This is a genomic window from Sphingobacterium sp. MYb382 (assembly GCF_037572665.1).
GTDB lineage: Bacteria > Bacteroidota > Bacteroidia > Sphingobacteriales > Sphingobacteriaceae > Sphingobacterium.
Window position 1 is genome coordinate 1 of sequence record NZ_JBBGZT010000006.1, and the last position, 670, is coordinate 670.

The 670-nt window shown below is 46.6% G+C and carries 1 protein-coding gene; it reads left to right on the plus strand.

Features of this window, described 5'->3' with window-relative positions:
• Positions 1-670 (plus strand): hypothetical protein (locus WH223_RS00765; protein ID WP_340045612.1); only part of this gene is annotated, 670 nt, incomplete at both ends.

Sequence of the window (670 nt, forward strand, 5' to 3'; positions counted from 1 at the left end):
AAGCTGTCTACTGTAAAGATGTTCCAGCTACAGCTTTAGCGGTTGTGGCAGATGGCACGGGTACATTGACCTACCAGTGGTATAGCAATACAACAAATAGCACAACAGGAGGTACAGCTATTTCTGGCGCAACTTCAGCGAGCTATACACCAGCAACCGACGTTGTAGGAACACAATACTACTATGTAGTTGTGGGCAGCGACTGTGGTGCAGCGGCTACATCAGCTGTTGCAGCCATCACGGTTAACAAACCAACAGCCATTACAAGTTCACCAGCTGAAGCTGTCTACTGTAAAGATGCAACAGAAACGGCCTTAACTGTAATTGCAGAAGGTACAGGTACATTGACCTATCAATGGTTTAGCAACACAAGTAATAGCACAACAGGAGGTACAGCTATTTCTGGCGCAACTTCAGCGAGCTATGCACCAGCAACAGACGTTGTAGGTACACAATACTACTACGTAGTTGTGGGCAGCGACTGTGGTGCAGCGGCTACATCAGCTGTTGCAGCCATCACGGTTAACAAACCAACAGCCATTACAAGTTCACCAGCTGAAGCTGTCTACTGTAAAGACGCAACAGAAACGGCCTTAACTGTAATTGCAGAAGGTACAGGTACATTGACCTATCAATGGTTTAGCAACACAAGTAATAGCACAACAGGAGG